Origin of the sequence: Paenibacillus pabuli NBRC 13638, from assembly GCF_001514495.1 — a bacterium.
GTDB classification, from domain to species: domain Bacteria; phylum Bacillota; class Bacilli; order Paenibacillales; family Paenibacillaceae; genus Paenibacillus; species Paenibacillus pabuli.
The window spans coordinates 108617-125200 of record NZ_BCNM01000018.1 but is presented as its reverse complement, the minus strand read 5'-3'; the positions used below and the strand labels follow the sequence as shown (position 1 = coordinate 125200).

General features: G+C 48.7%; 8 protein-coding genes. All 8 read left to right on the top strand.

Translation table 11 applies throughout. From position 1 onward, the window contains the following. Positions 1-91 precede the first annotated feature (91 nt). On the top strand, positions 92-2314 hold the full coding sequence (locus PPA03S_RS22850; protein ID WP_062326283.1) for a hypothetical protein: 2223 nt from the start codon (positions 92-94) through the stop codon (positions 2312-2314). 27 nt (positions 2315-2341) lie between these two features. Further along, positions 2342-5416 carry an alpha-mannosidase gene (locus PPA03S_RS22845; protein ID WP_062326282.1) on the top strand — a complete coding sequence of 1025 codons (3075 nt, stop codon included), beginning with the start codon at positions 2342-2344 and terminating at the stop codon, positions 5414-5416. A gap of 48 nt (positions 5417-5464) precedes the next feature. Further along, positions 5465-6379, top strand: coding sequence for an ABC transporter permease (locus PPA03S_RS22840; protein WP_245683705.1), 915 nt, complete (start codon positions 5465-5467; stop codon positions 6377-6379). A gap of 12 nt (positions 6380-6391) precedes the next feature. After that, positions 6392-7288: a carbohydrate ABC transporter permease gene (locus PPA03S_RS22835; protein WP_062326281.1), complete on the top strand. Its 897-nt coding sequence runs from the start codon at positions 6392-6394 to the stop codon at positions 7286-7288. 80 nt (positions 7289-7368) lie between these two features. Beyond that, entirely contained in the window at positions 7369-9024 is a 1656-nt protein-coding gene (locus tag PPA03S_RS22830; protein WP_062326280.1) for an extracellular solute-binding protein, read from the top strand. A gap of 54 nt (positions 9025-9078) precedes the next feature. Next, positions 9079-11085, top strand: a complete 2007-nt coding sequence (locus tag PPA03S_RS22825; RefSeq protein WP_062326279.1) for a glutaminase family protein — start codon at positions 9079-9081, stop codon at positions 11083-11085. 24 nt (positions 11086-11109) lie between these two features. Beyond that, positions 11110-14397: a glycosyl hydrolase gene (locus tag PPA03S_RS22820; RefSeq protein ID WP_062326278.1), complete on the top strand. Its 3288-nt coding sequence runs from the start codon at positions 11110-11112 to the stop codon at positions 14395-14397. 28 nt (positions 14398-14425) lie between these two features. Next, positions 14426-16462, top strand: a complete 2037-nt coding sequence (locus PPA03S_RS22815; RefSeq protein WP_062326277.1) for a GxGYxYP domain-containing protein — start codon at positions 14426-14428, stop codon at positions 16460-16462. Positions 16463-16584: the final 122 nt, after the last annotated feature.

Here is a 16584-nt window from a genome sequence, read left to right as displayed (position 1 = left end):
TTGAATATATTCTTAATGTATATTATATTTTATGAAATGGTGAATATTGACAACGAAAGACCCATCCAACAAGGGCAGGGAGGTCAAGGCTGTGGTCAGAGATCGGAAAGAAGAACGAACCGGATTTCAGGAATCAGCACCGTATCATCCCGATTATGATCTGCAAACGGATTTTGTCATGGTGTATGGAATTGACGAAACGATGCCGCAACGTATTCAGCAGTGGAAGGATAAAGGGTACGTCGTGCATTTAATGACAGGAGTAGCATGGGGGACCTATAACGACTATCTGGACGGGGAAGTAGACGGGGAAACGCATTGGGATGAAGCCCAGATGGATCGCAATGGCGAGATGATTGTTCATGGCAAGGATCCTATTATTCCTTACATGGTCCCAACCGTTTCCTTTGGTACATATATCGCTGAACGCATACGAGCAGCTGTTGATTCGGGTGTGGAGGCGATCCATCTGGAAGAACCTGAATTCTGGGTGAATGGGGGGTACTCGGAATCGTTTAAGAGAGAATGGCAGCTGTATTACAAAGAACCCTGGATTGCGCCTCATTCGTCACCTGATGCACAGTTTCGGGCCTCCAAATTGAAAGCGTATTTATACACGCGTGTGTTAGACCGATTGTGTACCGAGATGAAAGATTATGCCTTAAAACGTTACAGTCGCATCTTGCGATTCTACGTCCCGACCCACAGCTTGATCAATTATACGCAGTGGCGAATTGTTAGCCCGCAGTCTCGATTGATAGAGCTTCCCTCCGTAGATGGATATATTGCGCAAATCTGGACCGGGACTTCACGCACACCGAACGTGTATGAAGGGGTGCGCAAAGAACGTACGTTTGAAACTGCTTACCTGGAATATGGTGTCATGCAAGAGCTTGTGAGGGGTACAGACAGACGGATGTGGTTTCTGCATGATCCCATCGAGGACAATCCGATATATTCATGGGCCGACTATAAACAGAACTACCTGAAGACCGTTGCTGCTTCCCTGCTGCATCCCGGGGTTTCCCATTACGAGGTCGCCCCTTGGCCGCGCAGAATCTTCCAAGGGTCATATCTGTCTGATGAAGGCGCGCATAAAGAGCAGATTCCACCTGACTATGCAACAACATTGCTGCATGTCATGCACACGCTTGGAAATATGGATCAGGACCAGATTGAAATGGATGGTGAATCTCCCCACATTGGTGTATTGATCGCCGACTCGGCCATGTTTCAACGCATGAAGCCTGAGCCGGAGGCACCGAATGCTGGAAAATATGATGGTACAGATCCGGAAGGATTCCAAGCGGATGGCGACACGGAGCTGCTGGATTTCTCTCCATTCTACGGTCTTGCTCTGCCATTGCTTAAACACGGAATACCTGTGAGACCCGTCCAGCTTGATAATGTGAGGCGCTATCCACATTACCTGGCTCCATATCGTGTCCTGCTGTTGAGTTATGAGTACATGAAGCCGGAGCACTCCGATATCCATTATGCACTGGCCCAATGGGTACAGGACGGTGGTGCGATGATCTATGTGGGAGACGACAGCGACCCCTATCACAACATCCGGGCATGGTGGAATGATGACCAGCGCAGGGAAAGCACGAATACCAGGTATCACTCCCCACGAGAGCACTTGTTTGAACAGCTGGGGCTTAAGGTAGAACAGGAAGGGATTCATCCTGTGGGCAAAGGGGCGGTGCATTGGCTCCCTGTACATCCGGCTGCATGTACGTCAAGTAAAGCGGGTGCAGATCAACTTCGCCAGACTGTGAAAGAAACATGGGAGAGACTACAGGATTCCAACCTCCGTTGGGATGCCAAGCATTATTTTAAAATCAAACGGGGGCCCTACATCATTGCCTCTGTCCTGGATGAGTCGGTATCTGAAGAACCGTTGGTTATCCAAGGTCCGGTTGTAGACTTGTTCGATCCTACCCTGCATGTTCGGCAAGAAGTCAGGTTAGCCCCTGGTGAACAAGCATTGTTATACGACATTACGGCCGGAAAGCCACAACAAGGCAAGGTCAGCCTGATCTCCGCTTCTTCCAGAATTGAAGATCTGAAGTTAACCAATACAGGTTTTCAATGTGCAGCCAAAGGCCCGTCAAACATGCAGGCCACGGCCAGATTCTACTGTCCACTTGAACCTATATCCGTGTGCGGTATTGATCAAGACAAGTCGGTACCGATCAGATGGGAATGGGACTCGGAATCGAAAACCGTACTGTTGAAGTACGAACATGGCAGTAAGAACAAGGTGGAGATTCAGGTGAAGTGGGATCGTGAGAATAATACAAAAGCTTGATGAATGAGAGGAGAGAACCAAACAACTATGCCATATGAACCGATCAGACTCGGGCATTTGAATCAAATGCTGTCCAAACTCCGTGAAGCGATTTATGAGCCCATTGCCAAGTTGAATGTGACGGCATGGGTTACCCCGGAGCCTGTTCCATTCGAGGAAAGAATGTCAGGTCAGCAAATCACTCTTTCACAGGGCGAACGTTGGGGGGAGTTATGGGATTGTGCCTGGTTTTGTTTTACAGGGAGCATTCCTCCTTCCGGTAGTGACGCCAAGGCTGTTCTTCTGCTGGACGTGAACGGCGAACTCTGTCTGGTGGACCACGAAGGAACGCCTGTACAGGGACTGACAACGATTAATTCAGAGTTTGAATTCACATTGGGTCTCCCCGGGAAAAGAGTGGTTGAACTGGACCATTCGTCGATAACGGTGACGGACGGAACATTCGAACTGTGGGCTGACGCTGGCAATAACGACTTATTTGGCAAATACCAAGGCGGTACGGTAAAAGAAGCGATGTTGGCCCATTGTCATGAAGATATAAGAAGCCTGTATTACGACACCGAAGTGCTTCTGGAGACGGCAGAACACCTTCCTGTCAACACGGCTCGCAGAGAAAGGATTCTTCAATCCCTGTATGACGCTTCCATAGTATTGACGGAATTCACGCCTGACCGCATACATCGCGCCAAGCAATTATTGAACGAACAATTATCACGTCGTGGCGGCGATCCTGTGCTGAACATAAGTGCAGTTGGGCATGCGCATATTGATTTGGCCTGGCTATGGCCGATCCGTGAGACGATCCGAAAGGGCGCAAGAACATTCTCCACGGTGCTTCGCATGATGGAGCGTTATCCGGATTATGTGTTCGGGGCGAGCCAGCCTCAGCTATACGATTGGATGAAGCAGCACTATCCCAAGCTGTATGACCAGATCAAGGAACGGGTGCAGGAAGGCAGATGGGAACCGCAAGGGGCCATGTGGGTGGAGTCGGATACCAATGTGCCGGGTGGTGAATCTCTTGTACGCCAGATCCTGTATGGCAAGCGCTACTTTCAACAGGAATTTGGAATGGAGATGAAGTCACTGTGGATGCCAGACGTATTTGGCTACTCCGCAAGCTTGCCGCAGTTGCTGAAGAAATCCGGTGTGGATTACATGATGACCCAGAAGCTCTCTTGGAGTGAGTACAACCGCCATCCTCATCATTCCTTTCTATGGGAAGGGATCGACGGTTCCTCGGTATTAACACATATGCCGCCTGAGGATACGTACAACAGTCCGGCCGCCCCGCGTTCCATTGCCAAAGCAGAACGGGAGTATCTGGACAAAAATGTATCCAGCCACGCATTAATGCTCTTTGGCATTGGAGACGGTGGCGGCGGTCCTGGTGAGGAGCACTTGGAACGCCTGGAGCGCGAAAAGAACCTGCTGGGGCTGGCGCCTGTGGTTCAGGAACCCTCCTGGAGATTCTTTGAACGATTGAATGAAGAAAGAGAACGATTCCAGATCTGGCGTGGGGAGCTGTATCTCGAGAAGCACCAGGGGACCCTGACCAGTCAGGCCCGAAGCAAGCGGTATAACCGCAAGATGGAGAAAGCTTTACGCGAGCTGGAGTTTGCAGCTGTGCTGGCAGCCCGCATGGGCAAGTCTTATCCGGCCGAAGCACTGGAGACAATCTGGAAGGAAGTTCTCCTGTACCAGTTCCATGACATCCTCCCAGGATCTTCGATTAAGCGAGTATATGATGAGTCGTTAATACGGTATGAGGAATTGCTCCAGCAGACGGAAGGCATGATCACCGAAACCTACAGCTATATTGCAGATCATATCTCTTCCCAAGAGGGAAGAGACGATTCAACTGTAGTATTCAACTCACTGCCGTGGGAACGTCAGGAGTGGCTTTGCTTCAATGGACAATGGCGTAAAGTGTCGGTTCCGTCCATGGGCTACACCGTGGTATCCGATCATGGCGACCGGGAAGTTCTCGGGGAGATTGCAACGGGCGTTGAAACGGACGCAGCTGCGCTGGAAACGGATTTCCGTGTTACCACCAAGGAGCGCAGTATGGAGAATGACTTCTTCGTCCTAACATTTGATGAGAATGGCGGCATCACCTCGATCATGGATAAGCTGGAAGGACGCGAAGTCATCCAGCAAGGACAGCTGGGGAATAACCTTCGTGTGTATCATGATGAAGGCGATGCCTGGGATTTCCGCCATGATTATTCAGCGCAGGAGGGAATGCCGTTAATTCTGAATGATATCCATGAGTTTCGGGATGGTCCGAAGGTTGGGCTGTCTTTGGATTACAGCTATGGAGAGTCCTCTCTAACCCAGACCGTCATTCTGACCGAGGGCAGCCGGCGTATTGATTTTGATACGGTTGTGAACTGGCAGGAAAACGGTAAAATGTTACGCACTTCATTCCCGGTGAATATCCGGACCGATCAGGTTCAGTGTGAAATCCAGTTCGGCAGCTTGAGCAGACCGACTCATCGCAATACGATGTGGGACTTTGCGAAGGATGAGATTTGCGCTCACCAATGGGTGGATATATCGGAGCCCGATTATGGAGTCGCCCTGCTTAATGATTGTAAATACGGGCATCGAGCCATCCACAATGTGCTTGACCTTCATTTGCTGCGCAGCAGCTCCTACCCGGATCCGGTGGCGGATCGCGCAGAGCATTCATTCACCTATTCGTTATATCCACATCAGGGGAGTCATGTTCAGGCTGAGATCTATCGAAGAGGAAATGAGCTGAATATTCCGCTTCGCCTGAGTTCCTTATCTGTACCTTCAACGGATGCAGCAGAGGAAAAGCTGCCTTACACGAAGTCATTCTTGCAGCCGGATCATCCGAACATCATGGTGGAATCGATCAAAAAAGCGGAGGACAGTAACGACATTATCGTCCGTCTGTATGAGACCTCGGGAACCCAGGTCAAAACGAAACTGTCTATCGGATGGAATGCTGCTGAAGTCTGGGAGGTTGATCTCATGGAAAATAACATGTCATCCCTGGAGCTTCAAAATAAATCTGATGTAGTGTTGTCCTTCACACCATTCGAGATCATCTCGCTGCGACTGAAAGGGTAGCAAGAGTAATGGGTTCGACCTTCCACAAGGGAAAGGAGCGTTGGGAATGTGATTAAGAACAGTTTATTAATGAAGCGAATCTGGAAGCATAAGCTCTTTTACTTGTTCATGTTACCTGGAATTATCTGGTTCTTCTTATTCTCCTATGTTCCCTTATACGGAATTCAGGTTGCCTTCAGGGATTATACCTTCGTTGGCGGTTTTACCGGAAGTCCGTGGGCAGGCTTCAAGTATTTTCAACAGTTCTTTAACTATTATCAGTCCGGTGATATCATCCGCAACACGGTGATTATCAGTCTTATGAAGCTGTTAATCGGCTTTCCGATGCCGATCATTCTTGCCATTCTTTTAAACGAAATACGCATGATCAGATTCAAGAAAACCGTTCAAACGCTCTCCTATTTACCCTATTTTGTATCCTGGATTGTGGTTGTCACCCTGATGCAAAGATTACTCACGCCATATGGCGGGCCAGTTAATGATTTGCTGGGATCATTCGGAACCGATCCGATCCAATTCCTGAACAATCCCACCTGGTTCTATCAGATGATTGTTGGATCGGATATTTGGAAGAACATCGGCTGGAACTCCATCATCTTCATGGCTGCCATTGCCGGAATTGACCAGCAGCAATATGAAGCTGCCAAGATCGATGGCGCAGGGCGTTTTCAACAGATGTGGCATGTGACTCTTCCGGGTATTCGTAATGTCGCCATCATATTATTTATTCTCGCCGTGGGTAACCTGATGAGCGCGGGTTATGAGCAGCTGCTTCTCCTAAATGGACCTGCGACTGCCGGTATGGGAAGTGTACTGGACGTACACGCCATTAACTCGGGTATCCGGGAAGGGCGTCTGAGTTACGCGGCAGCTGTTGGGCTGTTCCAGAGTGTGATTGGGCTGATCTTGGTACTGACGGTCAACCGGATTGCCCGCAAAGTCAGTGATGTATCCCTGTTCTAAGGAGGTGACGTGATGACACGCAAATGGTCCTTATTTTCCGTTATAAACTATACCATTCTCGCTTTGGTCGGATTCTCCATGATCTACCCGTTTATTTACATCCTGGCTTACTCGCTCAATGACGGCAAGGATTCCATGCAGGGCGCGATCTATTTCCTTCCTCGACAATTTACACTGGAGAACTATGCCCAGGTATTTGATAACGCGCGCATCTGGAAGGCGTATCAGATCACCATCATGAGAACCGTGCTGGGTACGTTCCTTCATGTGATCCTGTGTACGTTGATGGCTTACGCGCTTTCGAAGAAATCCTTGCCGGGGCGTTCATTCTTTACCTTTTATATCTTTTTGCCTACGATTTTCAGTGCCGGATTCATCCCGTTCTTCATTACGCTTCAGAAACTGCATCTGATCAATACGTTCTGGGTGTACGTCTTGCCGCTGTTATTCAACTTCATGCATATCATCATTATTCGAACCTTTCTGCAAGGTATTCCCGAAGAGTTGGAGGAATCAGCCCACATTGACGGGTACGGGGATTTTCAAATCTTCATTCGCATCATTCTGCCTCTCTCGGGACCCGTGCTGGCAACGATCTCTCTCTTTATTGGGGTCGCCCACTGGAATGACTGGTTCTCAGGTGCCTACTATGTGTCCAACAAGGATCTGATTCCGGTTCAAACCCTCTTGCAGGAGATGCTGACCGAAGCGGAGTCGCTGTCCAATTCGATGCAGCGCGCAGCACAACAGGGAGGACAGACAGTTGGTGGTTCAGGCGGTGCGGGGGCGACGCCCGAATCCCTGCGTATGGCTTTGCTTGTTATCACAGTCTTCCCAATCCTGTGCATCTACCCGTTCCTGCAGCGATATTTCGTAAAAGGAGTGATGATCGGTTCGGTCAAAGGTTAGGGTATCCTGACCCGGAATTTGCTGAGCTTTGCCAAGCTTGACCAAGATCATTCATATTCATATTTCAGGAGGCGATTGGTTTGAACAGGATTTGGTCGAAAGGCGTATCCGTATTACTCGTGTCTATCTTGGCTGGAGGATTGTTGAGCGGATGCACGGATTCATCAGGCAACGGGAATGGCGGAGAATCAGCCGATGGTTCTTATAAGCTCAAAATATTGCACAACTGGAACGGTTCAGGTGGTTCGGACAACGGAATAACGCCTGTGGAAGAAGTCATCAAGGAGAAGACCGGCGTCACGCTGGATTGGGAGTACACCAAGGGCAGTGAGACCGAGAAGGTAAACCAGATATTTGCGACGCAGGATCTGCCGGATATCTATACCGGACCCGCATGGGGGGGCGAGCTGGATGGCATTATCAAGGCTGCCAAAGAAGGGCAGCTCGTCGATATCTCCGACAAATTGGGGGATTATCCTAACCTCGCGAAATCCATTGCAGAAGAAAATGTCCCCCCGGCGCTTTACGAGAAAGCGATAAATGCATATGACGGCAAAAAATATTTGCTTCTGCAAAATCAGCCTGCTACGAACGAAGACGGCATGGACTGGCTTTACGGCTTCTATGTTCGTAAAGATATCGCGGATAAGGTGGGTATAGACCCTCAATCGGTCGTAACGAAGGAGGATTTCTATAACTTCCTCAAAACGATCAAAGATGCCAATCTGCAGGAAAATGGCCAACCGGTCTTCCCGCTGGGCGGCTTCAGTAACGGCTGGTCCGTGGGCATCGGTAACACCATGTTCTACTCGGGTGCCGGTTATGTTGACAAAGGTGACGGAACGGTAGAGCATAACTTTTTCACGAAAGGCTATGAAGAGTACACGCTATTCTATCGGAAGTTGGTTGAGGAAGGGTTAATGGACCCGGAAGCATTTACCCAGACTGACCCGATCGCCAAGGAGAAAATCAATCAGGGTCGTATCGCTATTCTAGCTGCCCACTATCCGGCCATTCTGGATGCTTCTAAAGAATATGTCACTTCGCACCCTGGAAGCGATTACATCCCTATTGGCCCGTTGGAACGGGCAGATGTTGATCCGAATCGCCCTGTGGATCTGGGCATTCAAGGCAACAACGTAACAGCCATCACCAAGAACTGCAAGGGCGCATGTGTGGATGCGGCGCTGAAGTTCCTCGATTACATGGCTTCCGATGAAGGCTTCATGTTGGCAAGATATGGAGTTCAGGGCGTTCATTGGGATATGAAAGAGGGTAAACCTGTTGCCAATCCGGAATGGTTCGATAAGTTTACGGCAGATCAATCGGGCAAAGTTCGCAAGAACGAAGGCATTTCCATTGGTTTGGAATCCATCACAGGGCCTGATCGAATCAATTCGGTCGCAGGCGGAGATATATGGGCGGATCAGAAACGGCTTGATGCCATGGAGAAGGCACGCAAAATCCTGCGACCTAATGGCATTCATGTCATTACAGCCTATAACCCGGGCGATGTGATTACCAAAGCACCAGAATGGGAGATGCTGAAGCCCTCAATGGACCGCATGAGTGATGCCTGGAAGGAAGCGATCTTTGCAAAGTCGGATGAAGCGGCGATGGGGATTATTAACGAACTTCGCGAGCAGCTTCGAAAGACCGGATATGATCAAGCCATGCAATTTACGAACGAAAATCTGAAAGGGAAAGATGTAGTTACCGTTCAAATGCCGAACTGATGACGGCAATTGTTATTCTTGATTCTGACTTTTACACGAAGGAGTTGTAAGGATATGACCACCCGTTTCAGACCACCTTCCGTACCTCTTGTCACCGTGGACCCTTACTTTAGTGTATGGTCGGCCGCAGACCATCTGTATGAAGATCATACCCGGCATTGGACGAACAAAACGAATGGCATAGTGGGCTTGGCGGTGATCGATGGAAAGCTTCGACGATTTATGGGGAAAGTGGGATCGGAGGAGCGTACAGCTGTCCAGGAACCTGAAGTGCTGGTGCAGACCAACCTGACTGTCCAGCCCGTAACGACTCGATATACCTTTCAAGGCGAAGGAATAGAGCTTAATGTTCAGTTCACCACACCTTTATTGCTGGATGATTTGGACCTGTTATCCAGGCCTGTGACGTATTTGAATTTTCAGGTCAAATCGATCGATGGGGCCTCCCACCAAGTCAAAATTTACGTCGATGTAACAGGCGAATGGTGTGTAAACACAACCGATCAGCACGTAACCTGGGAACGCCATGTCATTGAGGAACAATGGAATGCCATGTCCATGGGTACTGTGGATCAGCCCGTATTGAAACTTGCCGGTGATGATACACGAATCGATTGGGGATATATGATTCTCGCTGTTCCTCAATCCTCTCATATCCAGACGGCCATTCACTCAGTTACAGGCCGCGAACAGTATGTACGCTCCCGTCAATTGCCGACAGAAGATGATCAGCACCAGCCGCGAGCTGTATCGGACAACATGCCGGTTATGGCAGCCGAGATCGATCTGGGGGCTGTCCAGGACGAACCGATATCCGAATTTCTCATGCTTGCATATGACGATATTCATGCGATTGAATATTTTCAACAACCGCTGACTGCGTATTGGAAAAGAAATGGATTAACGTTTCAGGAGATGCTGTTACTGGCAGCTCAACAATACGAAGAGATTCAGCAGCGCTGTGACAGCTTTAATCTTGAACTCATGGCAGAGAGTCAGGCCGCAGGCGGTGAGAAATACCGGGATATTGTGGCGCTAACCTACAGACAGGCGATTGCAGCGCATAAGCTGGTTGCCGATGAGGAGGGGAATGTTCTATTTTTCTCCAAAGAGAATTTCAGCAATGGATGTATCGCTACGGTGGATGTCAGCTACCCTTCGATCCCACTTTTCCTCAGGTACAACCCTGAACTGATCAAGGGCATGATGCGTCCGATTTACAGGTATGCGATGAGCCATGATTGGACGTTTGATTTTGCACCTCATGATGTAGGAACATACCCTAGGGCCAACGGTCAGGTGTACGGTGAGAACAAGTTGGAATACCAGATGCCAATTGAGGAATGTGGAAATATGCTCTTGATGGCTGCGGCGGTCAGCAAGTATGAGGGGAACAACGATTTTGCCCGGAGTCATTGGGAACCCCTTACGAGATGGGCAGACTATCTGCTGCAAAATGGACTTGATCCTGTAAACCAGCTGTGCACAGATGACTTTGCGGGACATTTGGCGCACAATACTAATTTATCGATCAAGGCCATATTGGGTATCGCCGCGTATTCCTACCTGTGTGAAAAGCTCGGTTTGCAGGAAGGGGCGAAGTACCTTGAGGAAGCTCGGAACATGGCTCAGGAGTGGGTGTCCATGGCAGATGCCGGGGATCACTATAAGCTGACGTTTGACAGTCCCACCGATTCATGGAGCATGAAGTACAATCTGGTCTGGGATCATCTGCTCGACCTGCATCTGTTCCCTAAAGAGATTGCTGCTAAAGAGCTCGCATATTATACGAACAAACAAAATCGCTATGGCTTGCCGCTGGATAGCCGTGAAACGTATACCAAATCCGATTGGCTGGTATGGTGTGCCTCCATGAGTTCAACGCAAGCGCAGTTTGAGTCTTTCATTTCACCACTGTGGGATTTCATGAATGAAACTTCGTCTCGTGTTCCCGTAACGGATTGGTATGACACGATCACCGCTAAGCAGATGAATTTTCAGAATCGTTCTGTGGTCGGCGGCTTTTTTATCCAATTACTCATGCAACAGTCTACAGACTAATGGGTGTGAAGGCAGGTGGTGAGTATGAAGGCAGACGCAGAAGAAATCTGTAACCCTTCCATACAACTCAAACAGGAATTTGCGAATCCGGATGAAACATATCGTCCACAGCCTTTTTGGTTTCTGAATCATGAGCTGGAGAAGACGGAACTGGAGAGCCAGATTCAATCCATGTTTGAAGCGGGAGTGGGTGGCGTGGTTCTGCATGCTCGGCATGGGATGCAAATGCCATATCTTTCGCCGGAATTCATGGAAGTGCTGGAGTTCTGCACAGCAGAATGCGAGAAACGAAATATGGTTGTTTGGCTGTACGATGAGGAGAATTGGCCGAGCGGAACATTGGGTGGAAAACTGACACGGGAGCACCCGGAATATCGCATGCGTTATTTGAGAATAGAGGAAAAACGGTATTTGCAAGGTACATCGCAGGAAGGCATGAAGCTGGACTTTGCCTCCTGCGATCACAATGAGCTGATCGCCATTCTGGCCTATCGCGCGATTAATTGCGACGGAGAGTGGCTGCTTCAGGATGAATCGGAAGATATCACACATTATTGGGGGCGGGAGTGGACGCCGAATCATGTCGATGATTCTTATATCGTGCTCGCCTGCTGGTCTTGTGAAATTGCCGAAGGAATCACCTTTGCTCAAGGGTATTATCTGGATACATTGAACCCGAAAGCGGTTCAGTCTTTCATTCAGATGTCTTATGAACCGTTTCTTGCATTAAAGCCCTATTACGGCTCAACCATCCAAGGGGTGTTTACAGACGAGCCGGGGCTTATGATTCATGATGGTTTCTTCGGCGTGGAGGCAATCCGAACAGCTGTTCATGATGTGGAGGCTACTTTGCCTGGGCTCGTCTTCGCTTGGACTGAGGGGATGGCCGAACGATATCAGCAAGAGAATGGGTATGATCTAATCCCGCGGTTAGGTGCATTGTTGTATCGAGTGGCAGACGGCAGCCGATCCACAAGGCAGCAATATTATGATACGATCACCCGTTGGTATGTGGAGGGATATCATGCCGGGATTCGTTCATGGTGTGAACAATCCGGTCTGCTCTATATCGGTCATACGCTGGAGGAGCCTGTCTGGGGGCAGGCTCGATCTCAAGGCAATCAGACCCGGGTATTGCAGCAATTCCACTATGCAGGCGTGGATTATCTCACTCCCGGCATCGGGTCAAAGGCAAATCCGCATCGCATTGTGTCCGTCAAGACGGCGGCTTCTGTCGCGCAGCTGAACAGGAAGGAACGAGTGATCTGTGAAGCCTTTGGTGCAAGTGGTCACGGTTATTCCATGCGCCAGCGGCGACTTGATGCCAATTTTATGGCCTTTTTGGGAGTTAATCTGTTTATTCCGCATGCATTCTATTATTCGTTTGCCGGGTATCGGAAGACCGACTTTCCACCGACTGAATTCAAACATGCACCCCATTGGCTGCATTATCGTGCTTTTGCCGATTATATAGGGCGATTGAGTTTGCTTGGAGCAAAAGGAAAACGAACGCCGGAAGTTCTGCTGTTATCGCCTATCCATACGGTATATGAAAACATGTTCACATCAGGCGAAGCGGATATGCATCCTTCATCAGATGTGCTGTTCTCTCTTTTGTCAGATCGCTTGCTGCGATCATCTATCGACTACGACTACGTGGATGAATGCCAGCTTCGCGATGCGCTCCTTGTTGAAGGAGAGGGTCTGCAATTTGATGGAGATGGTCATGGCTATTCGATGGTCATTATGCCGGAGATCGAGGTGATGTCAAGGGACATCGCAACCAGGCTTGTATCCTTTGTTAAGCAGGGCGGAACGTTAATTGCGATAGGTACAATTCCGCGGCATAGTGAATCCTTGCGGCAAGACCCAGCGCTGCTGAAGGATATCCAGGAGCTGTTTGGTTCCGATCCTCAGCACGGAAAATTAGTTGCTGTTGGCAAGGGGCACAGTCTGTTTTACTCCATGGATGAGGCTGTTCATCAAGGCGGTCAGAGTCAGCGTCTGGACCAACTCGAAGCGTTTTGTATTCAATTAGGGGAGTTGATCAGAGAACCACCGGTAATACGATGGGATTGGATTGAAGGTCAGTCTGACGATTTAATTAGCGTCGAACGCAGAATTGGAAATCTGGTGTATGTATGGCTGATGAATTGGTCGGAGCACTCCGTGACCATTAAGCTCATTTGCGATGAAAAGAAAGGTGGCTTGGAAGAGTGGGAGTTGGAGAGTGGAAGAGTATGCAGCATTGACGCTGAATCGTTCCTTTCATTCGTACCCGGAGAGCTGCGTGTGCTGTCGGTAAGCCCCCAAGAGAGCTCCTCTTTTCCGCAAGAACGTACGGATCAAGCGGAGTATACAGAGCAAGCGTGCATGGGAGATAAATCTTTTTCCACGAATGTGGTAGAGGTCATTCTGGATGAGCGGTGGCGGTTCAGGACAGCAGGCCCCAACGTTCTTCAGCTAGATCAATGGCATGTCACGTTGAATGACCGACATTCCAGGATGAACGCGACCATGCCCGGGCAAGTAAATACGTATCGCACGACGTTTGTCATGACGCCAAAATTGATTGAACGGCTTCAATCCCGGCGTGGTTCGGATCGTTCCGGTAAGGCGGGAGAAGAATCATGGGGCAGGATGGAATTGCTTCTGGATGATGTAGATCAGATAATTCCATCCCATATCGGATTTTTGCAGCGTAGGCGTAATCTTGAAATATTCGTCAATGGGGTACGTCAGGAAGCGTTAAGACGCTCTTCGTGGCAGGATGGTGATTATGACAGTGTAGATATCACTCCGCATTTATTGGTCGGTGAGAATGAGCTGGAAATTCTGACGGTTTCGTTATTGGAGCCGATGCCCGCTATTTCATTCCCAGCATTTCTGATTGGTCCGTTCGCGATAGAAAACGATACGACGTTAAATACCGATGTGGAACAATGGGGTGGATGTTGGAATGCTGCTGGCTATCCTTATTATTCAGGTACGGGTGTCTACTCGCAGCAGGTGGATTTGTCTAACGTAAACTTAGCTGCAAATGAGGAGCTATGGCTGGTAGCCGAAGATATAAGGGAGACAGCAAGCCTATATGTGAATGATATTGAAGCAGGTATTCGTTTATGGCCGCCTTACCAATGGGACATAACGCCATATATTCAAGAAGGATTGAATGAAATGAACTTACATGCCGCAAATACACTGGAGAATTTGTATGGAAAGTCAGCGCTGACATCAGGAATTAATGGACAGGTGAGGTTAATCCGACGAACGCGAAGAACATCACAGACGCAACATGACAACAAATCATAAAAAAACATTAAAAGGAGATATGAACTTTATGATTCGTAAATTAACTGTTTTGTGTGTTGCCCTGGTCTGTACAACCGTGTTATCGGCTAGCGCATTTGCTGCCACAGATGAGTTGAAACATACAAACTCTTTGAAATGGCCCCAAAATCAAGCGCTTCCAACGTTCAATAAAGTAGAACGTTTGGATGTGGCGAATGTATATGAGGAATCTGGCGATATCAAATTGCTTTTGACGACGCTTGAAGGAGTTATCAATCGGGAAAAACCACGAATTTACATTCAACAGAATAAAGTAGACCCTTGGCTGCAGGACTTGAACGTCCCTTATAAGCAGCATGACAACGTAATGGACGTTCTCAAGAAATATGCGAAAGAGATCAAAGGCATTATCGTATACGATCCGCAGTTGCCGGACTCCATTAACGTGGCAACGACACTTGCCGGGCTCAAAAATGCTGTTGTTGCCAGTCCTGAACTGGCTCAACAATTGACTGCTGCACCGTACCACCTGTCGGTAATCGAAGACTTGCAGGGCAAGTTCAAGAATCGTATGGATGCATACAACTGGCAGTATGAGCATCTCTGGAGCCAGACCACTCAACGAATGTTGGTCGGATTGAGTCCAGACACCTCCATCCCGATTCCGTCCGGGAATTTTGATTCATTCCAAACGGTTGGAGTCGAGAAGGAACAGATTCGTGATGCAAGCAACAGGAAGACCTATGACTATGACTTGTCATCCTATTTGGGAAAAGAAGCGGTCTACCTTCGCTTTAATGATGCCTTTCCTCAGGATGGCTGGGGGCCTGCCGTTCATCAAGTGACGGTGAAAGCAGATGGACAGATTATTGCGGATTTCAAAACGGGTTCTTCTGAGGAAGAAGCGTTTCTCTATGACCGACATAACTCCAAATTTTTGCCTGGAAGCGATCACCGCTTCGCAGATAATGGAAACTACTTTGTATACGAATTTAAGCCTGCAGCGGACACAAAGCAACTAACCGTATCGATCGAGATGTGGAACCAATACAAGGTATCTGCGAGCAATGTTCAACCACTCTCGTCTGAAGAAAAGGAACCTTATGGCTATCTCCGCGATTATGCCGTAGCGAACAAAGCCATGGTGTTCTGGTTGTCTACCAGTGTGCCAGAGGAAAAGGCGCTGTTCGAGAAGATTCTGTCTGATGTAAAGTCAGGGACTCCTTATCTGGGTTGGTTCGACAATGATTTTGAAGGCGAAGTTGCTGGCATAGAACTCACATCTCGTCATGGTGTCTATGTTGTTCCTTCCGACTGGTTCCATAACATGACCGTATTTTCAGGAACAAACGTAAAACAACAGCCTGCTCCCAAACCGGTAAAATCCAAGCTAGAGAACAAAATCTATGTAACCTATACCTTCGGCGAAGGTGACAACATGCAATACGATCAGAATCATATGCGCAACCTGTGGGCTGATCCCGCTCGGGGTAAAGTGCCTATCAACTGGACTTCTAGTCCGTTACTCTATGATGCAGCTCCTGCCATCCTAAACTATTACCGTTCAACCGCAACACCAAATGATCAGCTTGTTGCAGGCCCATCCGGAGTGGGTTACTTCAATCCAAATGTCTGGCCAACAGGCACATTTCCGGAGTATCTGAAACAAACCTTTTCTTATCTGAAAAAGACGAACATGTCGTACCCTTTTGTCCTCAATCGTGAACTTGGTAAGGACGTTCCGCTGAGTGATTCGATTGCAACTGCGTACGAGAAGAACTATAAACTTCCAGGCCTGTTCCTCGCAGGCGAAGATAAAGCCAATGTTCAGATTATGAATGGGAGCCTTCCGGTCTCCATTCTGCGAGGCATCTCAACCGTGCAGGATGGTAAAAATATCTTGAATACTACCAAGTCCGAGTGGGATGGCAGCTCTCCAACGTTTATCTCGGTTGGCATCAACGCGTGGAGCATGACACCATCGGATGTTCTGGCGATCACGGAATCTCTTGGAGCAGAATTCCAGGTTGTGAAGGCGGATGAGTACTTCTCGCTGATCCGAAAAGCGTACGGCTTGTCCAAGTAAGGTGTCAAAGTGAGCTTAAGGACCTTTGCGCCGTCTTCAAAGCAATCGGAAGCTCGAATAAAAGACCTGCCTGATCCTTGCGGATCAGGCGGGTCTTTGGCTTGTTAATACGTTTATATGAT

Excerpts from the sequence above, each read along its gene's own strand:
- PPA03S_RS22845 (WP_062326282.1), top strand. The coding sequence starts at position 2,342 with ATGCCATATGAACCGATCAGACTCGGGCATTTGAATCAAATGCTGTCC.
- PPA03S_RS22835 (WP_062326281.1), top strand. The coding sequence starts at position 6,392 with ATGACACGCAAATGGTCCTTATTTTCCGTTATAAACTATACCATTCTC.
- PPA03S_RS22825 (WP_062326279.1), top strand. The coding sequence starts at position 9,079 with ATGACCACCCGTTTCAGACCACCTTCCGTACCTCTTGTCACCGTGGAC.
- PPA03S_RS22820 (WP_062326278.1), top strand. The coding sequence starts at position 11,110 with ATGAAGGCAGACGCAGAAGAAATCTGTAACCCTTCCATACAACTCAAA.
- PPA03S_RS22815 (WP_062326277.1), top strand. The coding sequence starts at position 14,426 with ATGATTCGTAAATTAACTGTTTTGTGTGTTGCCCTGGTCTGTACAACC.